Origin of the sequence: Sphingomonas naasensis (assembly GCF_004792695.1) — a bacterium.
Taxonomy (GTDB): domain Bacteria; phylum Pseudomonadota; class Alphaproteobacteria; order Sphingomonadales; family Sphingomonadaceae; genus Sphingomonas; species Sphingomonas naasensis.
In genome coordinates, this window is the sequence record NZ_SRXU01000008.1 from 119,663 (window position 1) to 131,915 (window position 12,253).

Annotated in this window: 11 protein-coding genes; 10 read left to right on the top strand and 1 reads right to left on the bottom strand. The window is 68.4% G+C overall.

Annotated features, from left to right (window positions below; all coding sequences use genetic code 11):
- Window positions 1-42: 42 nt before the first annotated feature.
- The 6 genes from E5A74_RS17180 (at window position 43) to E5A74_RS17205 (ending at window position 5,429) form a co-directional block, all read left to right on the top strand.
- Window positions 43-1,083, top strand: coding sequence for an enoyl-CoA hydratase/isomerase family protein (locus tag E5A74_RS17180; RefSeq protein ID WP_135986856.1), 1,041 nt, complete (start codon window positions 43-45; stop codon window positions 1,081-1,083).
- Window positions 1,080-1,433 (top strand): YunG family protein, encoded by a 354-nt coding sequence (locus tag E5A74_RS17185; RefSeq protein ID WP_135986857.1) that lies wholly within the window; start codon window positions 1,080-1,082, stop codon window positions 1,431-1,433. Before E5A74_RS17180 ends, E5A74_RS17185 begins: the two co-directional genes overlap by 4 nt.
- Window positions 1,434-2,207: an enoyl-CoA hydratase gene (locus tag E5A74_RS17190; protein ID WP_135986858.1), complete on the top strand. Its 774-nt coding sequence runs from the start codon at window positions 1,434-1,436 to the stop codon at window positions 2,205-2,207.
- 108 nt (window positions 2,208-2,315) lie between these two features.
- Window positions 2,316-3,194, top strand: coding sequence for a 3-hydroxyisobutyrate dehydrogenase (gene mmsB, locus E5A74_RS17195; RefSeq protein WP_135986859.1), 879 nt, complete (start codon window positions 2,316-2,318; stop codon window positions 3,192-3,194).
- A gap of 67 nt (window positions 3,195-3,261) precedes the next feature.
- On the top strand, window positions 3,262-4,341 hold the full coding sequence (locus tag E5A74_RS17200; RefSeq protein WP_135986860.1) for a calcium:cation antiporter: 1,080 nt from the start codon (window positions 3,262-3,264) through the stop codon (window positions 4,339-4,341).
- 164 nt (window positions 4,342-4,505) lie between these two features.
- Complete coding sequence (locus E5A74_RS17205; RefSeq protein ID WP_135986861.1) at window positions 4,506-5,429, top strand: right-handed parallel beta-helix repeat-containing protein; 924 nt, start codon at window positions 4,506-4,508, stop codon at window positions 5,427-5,429.
- A 130-nt stretch (window positions 5,430-5,559) separates the two neighbouring features.
- On the opposite strand, the gene E5A74_RS17210 is transcribed toward E5A74_RS17205, so the two are convergent.
- Window positions 5,560-7,203: an alkaline phosphatase family protein gene (locus E5A74_RS17210; protein ID WP_135986862.1), complete on the bottom strand. Its 1,644-nt coding sequence runs from the start codon at window positions 7,201-7,203 to the stop codon at window positions 5,560-5,562.
- Between the two features lie 75 nt (window positions 7,204-7,278).
- Between E5A74_RS17210 and E5A74_RS17215 the strand changes: the two genes are divergently transcribed.
- From E5A74_RS17215 to E5A74_RS17230, 4 genes are all read left to right on the top strand, one after another.
- Window positions 7,279-9,324 carry a protein-disulfide reductase DsbD family protein gene (locus E5A74_RS17215; RefSeq protein WP_135986863.1) on the top strand — a complete coding sequence of 682 codons (2,046 nt, stop codon included), beginning with the start codon at window positions 7,279-7,281 and terminating at the stop codon, window positions 9,322-9,324.
- A 10-nt stretch (window positions 9,325-9,334) separates the two neighbouring features.
- Window positions 9,335-9,946 (top strand): redoxin domain-containing protein, encoded by a 612-nt coding sequence (locus tag E5A74_RS17220; RefSeq protein WP_135986864.1) that lies wholly within the window; start codon window positions 9,335-9,337, stop codon window positions 9,944-9,946.
- 114 nt (window positions 9,947-10,060) lie between these two features.
- On the top strand, window positions 10,061-10,516 hold the full coding sequence (locus tag E5A74_RS17225) for a hypothetical protein (RefSeq protein ID WP_135986865.1): 456 nt from the start codon (window positions 10,061-10,063) through the stop codon (window positions 10,514-10,516).
- Between the two features lie 131 nt (window positions 10,517-10,647).
- Window positions 10,648-12,114: a circularly permuted type 2 ATP-grasp protein gene (locus tag E5A74_RS17230; protein WP_135986866.1), complete on the top strand. Its 1,467-nt coding sequence runs from the start codon at window positions 10,648-10,650 to the stop codon at window positions 12,112-12,114.
- The last annotated feature ends 139 nt before the right edge of the window (window positions 12,115-12,253 follow it).

Here is a 12,253-nt window from a genome sequence, read left to right on the forward strand (position 1 = left end):
TTTTCTTCTTCACGCCTTCGCGGCGTCGCATGAGAACTTTCAATGACCGACGTCCTCACCTTCACCGAAGGCCGGGTCGGCCGCATCCGGCTCAACCGGCCAAAGGCGATCCACGCGCTCGACACCGGCATGTGCGCCGCGATGCTTGACGCGCTGACTGCGTGGCGCGCCGATACCGCGATCGAAGCAGTGCTGATCGACCATGCCGAGGGCCGCGGCTTCTGCGCAGGCGGCGATATCCGGATGATCGCGGAAAGCGGCGCCGGCGATGGCGCCTCGGCGCGCGATTTCTTCCGCGCCGAATATCAGCTCAACCATGCGCTGTTCACCTATGCCAAGCCGATCGTCGCGTTCATGGACGGGATCACCATGGGCGGCGGCGTCGGCATCTCGCAGCCGGCGAAGTTCCGGATCGCGACCGAGAACACCCGATTTGCGATGCCCGAGACCGGGATCGGCCTGTTCCCCGATGTCGGCGGCGGCTGGTATCTCTCGCGCCTGCCCGGCCATCTCGGCGAATATATCGCGCTCACCGGCGCACGGCTGAACGGCGCGGATTGCCTCGCGCTCGGCCTCGCCACTCATTTCCTCCCCGCCGACGGGCTGGAGCAGGCCAAGGCCGCGATCGCCGCCGATCCGCAGGCGATCGCCACGGCGCTCGACGCCCTGTCCGCCGCGCCGGGCGAGACGACGATCCTCGAACACCGCGCCGAGATCGACCGGCTCTTCGCCGGCGACACGCTCGAGGATATCCTCGCTGCGCTCGCCGCCGATCCGGGCCTGTGGGCGAAGGAGCAGCTGGCGATCCTCGCCACCAAATCCCCGCAGGCGATGAAGGTCTCGCTCCATCTCGTCCGGCAGGGCCGGCACATGCCGAGTTTCGAAGACGAGATGCGGCAGGAATTCGCGGTTGCCAGCCGCGTCGTCCAGCGCCCCGACTTCGCCGAGGGCGTCCGCGCGGTGATCATCGACAAGGACAATGCGCCGCGCTGGAACCCCTCGACAGCCGAGGGCGTCAGCGATCATGTCATCGACCAGATCTTCGCGCCGCTGGCCGATGACGAGCAATGGGAACCCCGATGACCTTTTCCTCGCCCGCCGATTTCTACCATGTCGTCAAACGCGCGTGGAGCGCCGAGACGATCCCCGACGCGTTCGACTCCGCCAATCCCTGCCGCAACCAATGCGCGGTCACCGCGCTCGCCACGCAGCATTTCTTCGGTGGCGACATCTTCAAGACCGCGACCAAGGGCGGCACGCATTTCTACAACCGGATCGACGGTCGTTTCTGGGATCTCGCAGCCGATCAGTTCGACGAGCCGATCCCCTATGACAACAGCCCGAGCTCGATCGGGGAAGCGCACGAGCACGCCACCCCGGCGCAGCTCGCGGCGCTGCTCGCCAATGTCGCGCGCGTGCATCAGGAGGCCTGAATGGCGTACGAAACCATCCTCATCGAGCAGCGCGGCGCCGTCACGCTCGTCACCCTCAATCGCCCCCAGGCATTGAACGCGCTCAACGGCCAGGTGCTGTCCGAGCTGCTCGATGCGATGGCCGCGTTCGACAAGGACGCATCGCAGGGCTGCGCGGTGATCACCGGCAGCGAAAAGGCCTTCGCCGCGGGTGCCGACATCAAGGAGATGCACGCGCAGGGCTTTGCCGACATGTACGGCCATGACTTCTTCGCCGGCTGGGACGCATTCACCCGCACCCGCAAGCCGGTCATCGCCGCAGTCGCCGGCTACGCGCTGGGCGGCGGCTGCGAGCTCGCGATGATGTGCGACTTCATCCTAGCGGCGGATTCGGCGAAGTTCGGCCAGCCGGAGATCAAGCTCGCGGTCTCGCCCGGCATGGGCGGCTCGCAGCGGCTCACCCGCGCCGTCGGCAAGGCCAAGGCGATGGAGATGTGTCTGACCGGCCGGATGATCGACGCCGCCGAGGCCGAGCATGCCGGCCTCGTCGCGCGCATCGTCCCCGCCGCCGATCTGGTCGAGGATGCGGTCAAGACCGCTGCGACGATCGCATCGATGGCCCCGCTCGCGGTGCTGGCCAACAAGGAGATGGTCAACGCCGCCTATGAGACGACGCTCGCGCAGGGCGTACAATTCGAGCGCCGGCTGTTCCACGCGCTGTTCGGCACCGCCGATCAGAAGGAAGGCATGGCCGCATTCGTCGAGAAGCGGCCGGGGAACTGGTCGGGGAAGTAGCTATTATCGTCACCCCGGCGCAGGCCGGGGGCCGGAGCCGCGAAGCACAACGCATGCGGCTCTGGAACCCGGCTTTCGCCGGGACGGCGGATTTGGGAAGAGGGTCACATGGCACGCATCGCATTCATCGGGCTGGGCAATATGGGCGGCGGCATGGCCGCCAACCTCGCGAAGCACGGCCATGACGTCCGCGCTTTCGATCTCTCCGCCGAGGCGCTCGACCGGGCAAAGAAGGCAGGCTGCCTCCCCGCCGAGAGCGCCAATGCCGCGATCGAGGGCGCCGAGGCGGTGATCACCATGCTGCCCGCGGGGCGCCATGTCGAAGCGGTCTATACCGACAATATCCTCCCGCATGCCGATGCCGGCGCGATCCTGATCGACTGCTCGACGATCGACGTCGCCACCGCGCGCCGCGTGGCCGATGCCGCCGCCGCGCATGGCCTCGCCGCGGTCGACGCGCCGGTCTCGGGCGGGATCGCCGCGGCCAATGCGGGAGCGCTCACCTTCATGGTCGGCGGCAGCGAGGCGGCGTTCAGCCGCGCCGAGCCGTTCCTGTCGGACATGGGCAAGGCGGTGATCCATGCCGGCGCCGGCGGCGCGGGTCAGGCCGCCAAGATTTGCAACAACATGATGCTCGGCGCGACGATGGTCGCCACCTGCGAGAGCTTCGCGCTCGCCGAGAAGCTGGGGCTCGATCTCCAGAAGCTGTTCGACATCGCCTCGGTCAGCTCGGGCCAGAGCTGGTCGATCACCAGCTATTGCCCGGTCCCGGGCGTCGGCCCCGAGACCCCGGCCGATCGCGACTATCAGGGCGGGTTCGCCGCGGCGCTGATGCTCAAGGACCTCAAGCTCGCGCTCGAGGCCGCGGCGAGCGTCGGCGCGCAGACTCCGATGGCGGCGCGTGCCGAGGAGCTCTACACCCGTTTCGCCAATGGCGAGGGCGCGACGCTGGACTTTTCGGGGATCATCCGGATGCTCAAGCGCTGACCGGCACGCGAGACCATCGTCCGCCCGCACCGCGACGCGGAGCCTCGCCGGGGAGGGAGCGTAGACCATGGCGATGACGCGAATCGTGCAGCATTGGGTCTGGGCCGTGCCCGCCGCGGCGTGGCTGCTGCTCCTCGCCGGCGCGGGCATCACGATTCCCCCGCTCCTGCTCGGCGTCGTGCTCATCGCGACGGTGCTCGCCGCGGTGCATCATGCAGAGGTGGTGGCGCACCGCGTCGGCGAGCCTTTCGGCACCTTCCTGCTCGCCGTCGCGGTCACCGTGATCGAGCTCGGGCTGATCATCACCCTGATGCGCGCGGCCAGCGCGGGCGCGGCGACGCTGGCGCGCGACACCGTGTTCGCGGCGGTGATGCTGATCCTCAACGGCCTGCTCGGCGTGTGCATCCTCGTCGGGGCGATCAAGCATCGCGAGCAGAGCTTCCAGCAGAGCGGCGTAAGCGCCTCGCTCGCCGCGCTCTGCGCGCTGACCGTGCTCACGCTGGTCCTGCCCAATTTCACGGTGAGCGAGCCCGGCCCGGCCTATTCGCCGGCGCAGCTCGGCTTCGTCGCGGTGGTGTCGTTCTTGCTCTACGCGACTTTCGTAATGGTCCAGACCGTCCGTCACCGCGACTATTTCCTCCCGCCGCGCGCTGTCTCGTTCGACCCCGACACCCACGCCGATCCGCCGTCCAACCGCCGCGCCCTCGCCTCGCTCGGGCTGCTGCTCGCCTGTCTCGGCGGGGTGGTGCTGCTCGCCAAGGCGCTCGCCTATCCGATCGAGAAATGGGTGATCGGCGCCGGCGCGCCGCAGGCGGTGGTCGGCGTGATCATCGCGGCGCTGGTGCTGCTCCCCGAGAGCGTCGCCGCGGTCCGCGCCGCACTCGCCAACCGACTCCAGACCAGCATGAATCTCGGGCTCGGCTCGGCGCTCGCCACGATCGGGCTCACCATCCCCGGCGTCGCCGCGCTGTCGCTGGTCGCCGACATGCCGATCGCGCTCGGGCTCATCCCCAAGAGCCTCGTGCTGCTGTTCCTCACGCTGATCGTGTCGACGCTGTCGCTTGCCACCGGACGCACCACGATCTTGCAGGGCGTGGTCCATCTGGTGATCCTCGGCGTCTATCTGTTCACCACCGTGGTGCCCTGAATCAAAGGCACGTCACCCCCGCGAAAGCGGGGGCCCATCTCGTGCGCGCGCAACGAATGCGCCTGTGCATTTGCGGGTGGTTCGGGAGATGGGTCCCCGCTTTCGCGGGGATGACGAGGCGACGATTAACCCGGTCTTTCCACCCCGGCGCGCATAAACCTGCCATGCGCGCAACGATCCTGCTTCTCGCCCTCGCCGCCCCTGCCGCCGCGCAGGAGCGCGCCGCACCGTTCGTCGTCGCCGAGACCGGGCAAGGCTATGCCACGATCGACGCGGCGGTGACCGCGATCCGTGACGACGATGCGACGATCCTGATCGCGCCGGGCGCCTATCGCCAGTGCACCGTCCAGACCGGCGGCAAGATCGTCTTCAAGGCGCGCCAGCCCGGCACGGTGATCTTCGAGAAGACGGTGTGCGAGGAAAAGGCCGGCTTCGTGCTGCGCGGGCGCGGCTCGTCGATCGATGGCATCATCTTCCGCGGCTATGCGGTGTCCGACGGCAACGGCGCCGGCATCCGCCACGAGATGGGCGACCTGACCATCACCAATTCGATGTTCCTCGACAGCCAGGAGGGTATTCTCGGCGGCGGGCACGAGACAGTGCGGAAGGTCAGCATCGATCGCTCGACCTTTGCCGGGCTCGGCCAGTGCGAGACCGAGAATTGCAGCCACGCCATCTATCTCGCGGTCGATGGCGACGTCTCGATCACCCGCTCGCGCTTCGAGCGCGGTACCGGCGGCCATTACGTCAAGCTGCGCGCGCGCCGGGTCAACATCACCGATTCGAGCTTCGACGACAGCGCCGGCAAGAAGACCAACTACATGATCGACCTGTCCGAGGGCGGCACCGGGCTGATCGCGCGCAACACCTTCGTGCAGGGACGCAGCAAGGACAATCATTCGGGGCTGATCGTGATCGCCGCCGAGGGGCGGACCTATCCCTCGTCGGGGCTGCGCATCGAGGACAATATCGCCAGCATGGCCCCCGGCGCGCCGCCCAACCCCGCGTTCGTCGCCGATCTGAGCGGCTCGACGATCGAACTCAGCGCCAACCGGCTGAGCGGCATGCGGGCATTCGAGCGGCGGTAATTCCCTGTTCCCTTTGGGAAAGGGAGGGAGGCGCGACGCGCCGGAAGGGTGAGAGTCGAGCCGCACTCACCCTTTCCACTCGCTTCGCGAGCGGGCCCCTTCCCGCTCCCAAGGGAAGCGGGAGTTTAGCTCACCGGCACGTATCTCCCGGCCCCGCGTCGAGATCGAGGCAGCGGCCGTCGATCTCCACCGGCACCTTCACCCCGATCAGCGACGCCAGCGTCGGCGCGATATCGACGGTCTCGACCGACAAAGGCTGCTCGAACCCGGTCATCCCCTTGCGCCAGAACAGGATCGGCACGCGCCGGTCATAGTCCCAGAAGCTGCCATGCGTGGCGATCGAGCCGCCCTCGGTGCCGGCGATCGGCGTGACCCGCGGCTTGAGCGCGATGACGAGATCGCCCGAGCGTCCCTTATCGTACGAGGCAGCGGCACGCTGGAGCAATGTCCAGGTCTCGGGCGGAGTATGGACTTGGCGGGTCGCTTCGATCTGGGCGCGGGTGAACACCGCCTCGACCTGCGGATTGGCCGACCAGCGCTTGATCGCCTCGGTCTGGACCCGGGCGCGATTGGCGGCGCTCAGTCCCGGCGCGAAATAGACGTCGCCCGAATTGCCGCCAACCAGCACCGGGCCGATGATGCCCAGCGCCGCACCGATCTCCTTGCCCATCGTGCCCGCATCGAGCCCGCGCGCCACCCGCGCCGCCATCGGCGCTGCATGCTCGCGGTTGCGCTCGGGCATGTCGTGGCCGCCGTGATCGGCGGTCAGCGCCACGGCGTAATCGACGCCGGTCTGGTCGAGCACGGCGAACAGCTTGCCGAGCGTCTGGTCGAGCGCGAGCAGCTGGAGGCACATCTCGCTGCCCGCGGTGCCGCGGGTGTGACCGACATAGTCGGTCGCCGAGGCGCCGAGGATCAGCAGGTCGGTATGCGCGCCCTGGCCGAGCTTCATGTCGGTGGCGATCCCGGCGCCGAGCGCGAGGATCGATTCGTCGAACTCGGGCGAGGCGCGGAAGCCGGCGGTATCGCCCGCCGCGCGCGCGAACCGCCCGTCGCCGACGCTGCGGTTCGGGTTGAGCTGGAAGGCGCGGCTGCGCGCCTGGCAGAAGGGCGGCTCGGCGAGCGGCTCCTGCGCCTCGCCGATCCGCTCGGTCACGCTCGCGTTCATTCGGGTGACCATCGCCGGCGCGGTCCTGCCGGCATAGGAGACGAAGGCCTTGCCGTCCCACCACCACAGTTCGTCGACCTTGTGCCCGCCCATCATCACCGCGGCGCGGTCCTTGCCGGCAACCGAGACGACGCGGCTCTGCGGATCGGCGAGCTTCATCCACTCGCCGAGCGTCGGCACCTTCAGATGCTTGTCCGAGACGGTGTATTTGCCCGAAGTGCTGCCGGGCACGCTCTCGTCCTCGGCGCAATAGACGGTCTTGTCCTCGCGCGGCGCCGCGAAGTCGGTCCAGTCATTAGCGATGATCCCGGTGCGCGCCGGCCGCGCGCCGCTGAGGATCGTCGAATGGCCCGGGCAGGTCTCGGTCGCGGCATGACTCTGATAGCCCGAGGGGAAGACCGCGCCGGTGAGCAGCCGCGCGAAGCCGCCGGTGAACCGGGCGCGATATTCGGCGAACAGGTCCGCCGAGAACTGGTCGACCGAGATCACCACCAGCAGCTTCGGCGGCGTCTGCGGCGTCGCCGGAGCCGGGGCCGGCTGCGCCTGCTGGGCGGCGGCGGGCGTGGCGGCGAGCAGCGCCAGCGCGGCGGGAAGAGCGAGCTTCATTGCGGGATCGACTCCATCGAGGAATTCTGCGCCCAGCTATTGTCGATCGACTGATCCTGGGCAAGGACATGCCCCATGGCCCTGCTTCGTTTCGTATTGATGTCGCTCGCGCTGTGGCTCGCGATAGCGCCTGCATCGGCGCAGGCACCCGGCAAAGGTCCGCATGTCCGCATCGAGCTGATCGCCGAGACCGAGCGGCCCGCGCCGGGCAGCGAAGTCACCCTCGCCTTCGCCTCGACCCCCGAGCCTGGCTGGCATGCCTATTGGGAGAATCCGGGCGATGCCGGCCTGCCGGCCCGCGCGAGCTGGACGCTGCCCGACGGCGCGAGCGCAGAACCGCTGCGCTTCCCGGTGCCGCAGCGGCTGATCATCGGCGGGCTGATGAACTATGTCTATGAGGCTCCGTTCGCGCCGCTGGTGACGCTCAAGGTACCGGCGGATGCGACCATCGGAGACGTGTTCCCGGTTCGTGTGAAGCTCGACTATCTGGTCTGCACCAACGAAATCTGCGTTCCCGAAAAGGCCGAGCTTTCGACCGCGCTGACCATCGGCGACGGCGCGGTGCCGGCCGATCGCCGCGCGCGCTTCGACGGCTGGCGCGCGGCGCTGCCCAAACCACTGGGCACGCCGGCCAAATACCAGATCGACGGCAAGACCTTCCGGCTGGAGGTCCCCTTCCCGGCCGCGGCGGCGCTCACGGGCGAAGGCTATTTCTTCCCCCTCACCGACGGCGCGATCGACTATGCCGCGCCTCAGCGCGTGGTGCGCGACGGCGATCGCATCGTGGTCGAGGCGCCGGCCAAGCGCGCGCTGCCCAAGGTCGACGGCTTGCTTGCTTTTGGTGGTCAGGGATTCACGCTCTCGGCCGCGCCGGGAACCGTCGCGCCGACCTCCGCCTCGGCCGGCGCACCGTCGAGCGGCTGGATCGCCGCCGCCCTGTTCGCCTTTCTCGGCGCGGTCGCCGGGGGCGTGATCCTCAACATCATGCCCTGTGTCTTCCCGATCCTCAGCCTCAAGGCGCTGAGCCTGGTCAAGGCGGGCGATCAGGCCGGCAATCCGCGCGGCGAGGCGCTGGCCTATACCGCGGGCGTGGTGCTGACCTGCCTCGCGCTCGGCGGGCTGCTGCTCGGCCTGCGCGCCGGCGGCGCGGCGATCGGCTGGGCGTTCCAGCTGCAGGACCCGCGGGTGATCCTGTTCCTGCTGCTGCTGGTGACCGGCATCGCGCTCAACCTCGCCGGGCTGTTCGAGCTCTCCGCGCCCGGCTTCGCCAATCGCGCCGCCGCGCGCGGCAATGGCGGCGCGTTCCTCACCGGCGCGCTCGCCGCCTTCGTCGCGACGCCCTGCGCCGGCCCGTTCATGGCGACCGCGCTCGGCGCCGCGCTGATCCTGCCCTCGCCCGCGGCGCTCGCGGTGTTCGGCGGGCTCGGCCTCGGCATCGCGCTGCCCTTCCTGCTGCTCGGCTTCGTCCCCGCGCTGCGCCGCCGCCTGCCCAAGCCGGGCGCCTGGATGGCGACGCTGCGCCGCATCCTCTCGATCCCGATGTTCCTGACCGCGCTCGCGCTCGCCTGGGTGCTCGGGCGGCAGGCGGGCGTCGACGGCATGACGATCGGGCTCGGCGCGGCGCTGCTCGCCGCCTTCGGCCTGTGGTGGGCGGGCCGCCGGCAGGCGCGTGGGCTGAGCCGAGCCTGGCTTCCCGCGCTGCCGCTTCTCCTGCTCGCGCTCGCCGGGATGGCGATGATCCACCCCGCCCCGCCCGAGGCAGCGCGCGCGGCGCCGGCCGGAAGCGAGGCTTTCAGCGAGGCGCGGCTGGCGGCGCTGCGCGCCGAGGGGCGCCCGGTCTTTGCCTATTTCACTGCCGACTGGTGCCTGACCTGCAAGGTCAACGAGAAGGGCGCGATCGAAACCGAAGCGGTCCGCAGCGCTTTCGAGAAGGGCAAGGTCGCGGTGCTGGTCGGCGACTGGACCAATGGCGATCCGGCGCTCGGCCGCTTCATCGAGCGACACAATCGTGCGGGCGTTCCGCTCTATCTATGGTATAGGCCGGGGAGCGCGGAGCCCGAGGTCCTGCCTCAGGTGCTGACCCAGGCGATGCTGCAAAACCTTGCGGGCGTAAATCCTTAGGGAGACGCATATGACCAGGTGGATCTTCGCGGGACTCGCGGCGGTGTGCGTATCGAGCGCGGCGCCGCTGGCTGCGGAACCGGGGATCGGCGCCGCTGTTCCCAATTTTCGCGCCTATGACATGCACGGCAAGATCGTCGATCTCTCGCAATATCGCGGCAAGACCGTGGTGCTCGAGTGGAACAACCCGGGCTGCCCCTTCGTGCAGAAGCACTATCAGAGCGGCAACATGCAGAAGAGCCAGGCCGCCGCGGTGGCGCAGGGCGCGGTGTGGCTGACGATCAATTCGGGCCCGCCCGGCAAGCAGGGCCATATGAGCGGCGTCGAGGCGCAGAAATTCGTCGCCGACCAGCATGCCGCGCCGAGCGCCTATCTGCTGGATCCGCAGGGTCTGATCGGCAAGGGCTTTGGCGCGAAGACGACGCCGCACATGTACGTGATCGATGGCGATGGCCGGCTCGCCTATAACGGCGCGATCGACGACAAGCCGACCGCCGACAAGGCCGACATCGCCGGCGCGCGCAACCATGTCCTCGCCGCATTGGGCGAGATGCGCGCGGGCAAGCCGGTATCGGTGCCCGAGAGCCGACCCTATGGCTGCTCGGTGAAATACGCGGCCTGAAGTCGGCGCGCCCCGCCGGGCTGCCAGTGACGCCAGAATTGCCCTTCGTCGCAAACGGCTTGGCTTGCCAGTGGGAAAATCCAGCCTTCCCCGACCAATCCGGGGAGACGAAAGATGCGCAAGCCGCCGTTTATGTTAAGCAGTGCCGCCCTCTTGCTGGCGAGCAGCCCGGCGCTGGCCGGCCCGTGCCCGGCAACGCGTGCGGAGGGGGTGGCCCTGCTGATGACGCTCCCCCGGCTCGGCGACGACATCTGCTTCTATCCCTGCCAGCGCGCCTATAAATACGACGCGAACAAAACCACGATGTTCGGGGTCCAGCCCATGTCCATCAGCAGCCATTCCTGGGGTAAACAGCTGATGTCCGTCGAATATCTCCTGCCGGGAAGCATCGGGAATTATCTGTCGCGATATAGAAAAGCCTTCCCCAATCCCTATTGCGACTCGGACGGGAGATATTGCTCCTTTTCGGTTAAGGGCGGCGCCGAGGGAATGCTTCAGCAGGTCGAGCTGATTCCCGACAAGACCGGCAACAACACGCGTTTGAACTGCAATTTCTACTTTGCGGATTGATCGCGCCCGCGGAACGCGAACCTGCGGCATCGCGCAGGCGGTGTCGCCAAAGCCGCGTTGCGGGGACTTGTGCGCCGCAACAAAGCGTTGCAGCATGGAACCGCTGAGCAGTTCCGGCTTTTGGGAGGCGCATGGCATCACGGGGGGCGTTCGACGAGATCTGGGGGCATGGCGGGCCGGGCAACCCGCGGCCTGAATTCGCCGCGCTATCCGAATGGGTGGCGGACACGCCCTCCGCCGAGCTTCAGCGCCGCCAGCAATCCGCCGAGGCCGCCTTTCGTCAGCTCGGCATCACCTTCGCGGTCTATGGCGACAGCGAGGCCGCCGAGCGGATCATCCCGTTCGACATCGTGCCGCGGGTGTTCCTTCAGCAGGAATGGTCGCGGCTGTGCGAAGGACTCGTCCAGCGCACCCAGGCGATCAATGCGTTTCTCGAGGACATTTACGGCGAGCGGCGGATCCTCAAGGAAGGGCTGATCCCGCCCGAGCTGATCTATCGCAACGACCAGTTCCGCCCCGAGGTCGCCGGCATCCGCCCGCCGCACGGCGTCTGGGCGCATATCTGCGGAATCGATCTCGTCCGCACCGGCCCCGACCAGTTCTTCGTGCTCGAGGACAATGCCCGCACCCCCTCGGGCGTGTCGTACATGCTCGAGAATCGCGAGGCGATGCTGCGGCTCTGCCCCGAGCTTTTCCGCGATTTCCGCGTCGCGCCGGTCGACAGCTATCCGGACATGCTGCTCGAGACGATGCGCTCGGTCGCGCCAGGCGACAATCCGCACCCGGTGTGCGTCGTGCTCACCCCCGGCCATTTCAACTCGGCCTATTACGAGCACAGCTTCCTCGCCGATTCGATGGGGATCGAGCTGGTCGAGGCGGCCGATCTGGTGGTCGACGACGACATCGTCTGGGTCCAGACGATCGCCGGCCGGGTGAAGGTCGACGTGATCTACCGCCGGATCGACGACGATTTCCTCGATCCGCTCGCCTTCCGCCCCGAATCGCTGCTCGGCGTGCCCGGGCTGATCGCGGCCTATCGCGCCGGCAACGTCGCGCTGATCAACGCGCCGGGCAACGGCATCGCCGACGATAAGGCGATCTATTCCTACATGCCCGAGATCGTGAAATTCTATTCGGGCGGCGAGGCCAAGCTGCCCAATGTCGAGACCTTCCGCTGCCGCGAGCCGCAGGCGCTCAAATATGTGCTCGATCATCTCGATCAGCTGGTGGTCAAGCTGGTCGACGGATCGGGCGGCTATGGCATGCTGGTCGGGCCGACCGCGACCAAGGCGCAGATCGCCGAGTTCCGCGCCGCGCTGATCGCCGAGCCGCACCGCTACATCGCCCAGCCGACGCTCGCGCTGTCGACGGTGCCGACGATGAGCGAGGCCGGGCTGGCGCCGCGCCATGTCGATTTCCGTCCCTTCGTGCTGACCGGCAGCGACGGCGTCCGCGTCGTCCCCGGCGGGCTCACCCGGGTGGCGCTGCGCGAGGGATCGCTGGTGGTCAATTCGAGCCAGGGCGGCGGCACCAAGGACAGCTTCGTGCTGCTCGAGGACGGCGCCGGCCCGAGCCAGTCGCAGAGGCAGGGATCGTGAGGATGGTTTGTCCAATTCCTCCCCGAGCTTGCTCGGGGAGGGGGACCGCCGCCGAAGGCGGTGGTGGAGGGGCCGCCGCGAAGTCGGCGGCCGCGCTAACCGCAAGCGAGATCCGCGCCTTCGGCGCGGCCCCTCCACC

Bases quoted from the DNA above. Each gene is read 5' to 3' on its own strand.
- E5A74_RS17220 (WP_135986864.1), top strand. From the start codon at position 9,335: ATGACCAGGTGGATCTTCGCGGGACTCGCGGCGGTGTGCGTATCGAGC.
- E5A74_RS17210 (WP_135986862.1), bottom strand. From the start codon at position 7,203: ATGAAGCTCGCTCTTCCCGCCGCGCTGGCGCTGCTCGCCGCCACGCCC.
- E5A74_RS17185 (WP_135986857.1), top strand. From the start codon at position 1,080: ATGACCTTTTCCTCGCCCGCCGATTTCTACCATGTCGTCAAACGCGCG.
- E5A74_RS17190 (WP_135986858.1), top strand. From the start codon at position 1,434: ATGGCGTACGAAACCATCCTCATCGAGCAGCGCGGCGCCGTCACGCTC.
- E5A74_RS17225 (WP_135986865.1), top strand. From the start codon at position 10,061: ATGCGCAAGCCGCCGTTTATGTTAAGCAGTGCCGCCCTCTTGCTGGCG.
- E5A74_RS17180 (WP_135986856.1), top strand. From the start codon at position 43: ATGACCGACGTCCTCACCTTCACCGAAGGCCGGGTCGGCCGCATCCGG.
- E5A74_RS17205 (WP_135986861.1), top strand. From the start codon at position 4,506: ATGCGCGCAACGATCCTGCTTCTCGCCCTCGCCGCCCCTGCCGCCGCG.
- mmsB (WP_135986859.1), top strand. From the start codon at position 2,316: ATGGCACGCATCGCATTCATCGGGCTGGGCAATATGGGCGGCGGCATG.
- E5A74_RS17215 (WP_135986863.1), top strand. From the start codon at position 7,279: ATGGCCCTGCTTCGTTTCGTATTGATGTCGCTCGCGCTGTGGCTCGCG.
- E5A74_RS17230 (WP_135986866.1), top strand. From the start codon at position 10,648: ATGGCATCACGGGGGGCGTTCGACGAGATCTGGGGGCATGGCGGGCCG.
- E5A74_RS17200 (WP_135986860.1), top strand. From the start codon at position 3,262: ATGGCGATGACGCGAATCGTGCAGCATTGGGTCTGGGCCGTGCCCGCC.